At 53.3% G+C, this 828-nt stretch carries 1 protein-coding gene; it reads left to right on the top strand.

The window, feature by feature from the left end; all coding sequences use genetic code 11:
* A partial coding sequence (locus G1E_RS26815; RefSeq protein WP_052960523.1) for an IS3 family transposase occupies positions 1-810 on the top strand: 810 nt, incomplete at its 5' end.
* Positions 811-828 lie beyond the last annotated feature (18 nt).

Here is an 828-nt window from a genome sequence, read left to right as displayed (position 1 = left end):
AAGGTGCACCCCAGCGGCTACTACGCCTGGCTGGCCGAGCCTCAATCTGCCCGAGCAAAAGAAGATCAACGTCTGCTTGGCTTGATCAAACACGCTTGGCTAGAAAGCGGAGGTGTATACGGCTACCGCAAAATTCACGATGACCTACGTGAGCTGGGAGAGGAATGCGGACGAAATCGAGTCGGGCGCTTGATGCAAGCAGAGGGGTTGCGTTCGCAAACGGGTTATCGCCGTCGTCCTGGGTTTTATGGCGGAAAACCAACCGTGGCCTCGCCCAACCACCTCGCGCGGCAGTTCAAGGTCAGTGAGCCGAACAAGGTCTGGGTGACAGATATCACTTACATCCGCACCTATGAAGGATGGCTCTATCTGGCGGTAGTGCTGGATCTGTTCTCACGCCAAGTAATTGGTTGGTCAATGAAGCCAAGGATGTGCAGCGACCTTGCTATCGACGCGATGCTGATGGCCGTTTGGCGACGCAAGCCACAGCAGCAAGTGATGATTCACTCAGATCAAGGTAGTCAGTTCAGTAGCTCAGATTGGCAAAGCTTCCTTAAGGCCAACAATGTGGTCAGCAGCATGAGCCGACGGGGAAACTGCCACGACAATGCCGTAGCCGAGAGCTTTTTCCAGCTTTTGAAGCGGGAACGGGTTCGACGAAAGACCTACGCGACACGTGACGAAGCCCGGAGTGATATTTTCGATTACATCGAAATGTTCTATAACCCTAAACGCCGACACAGCAGTGCTATGCAGCTGTCTCCAATAGAATATGAGAAACGCTATTTCCTGAGCTTGGAGAGTGTCTAGGAAACCAGGGGCGATTCA

Source organism: Pseudomonas sp. TJI-51, assembly GCF_000190455.2.
Taxonomy (GTDB): domain Bacteria; phylum Pseudomonadota; class Gammaproteobacteria; order Pseudomonadales; family Pseudomonadaceae; genus Aquipseudomonas; species Aquipseudomonas juntendi.
Note: the sequence above shows the minus strand (reverse complement) of the source record. Positions and strands in the feature narration are given on the sequence as shown.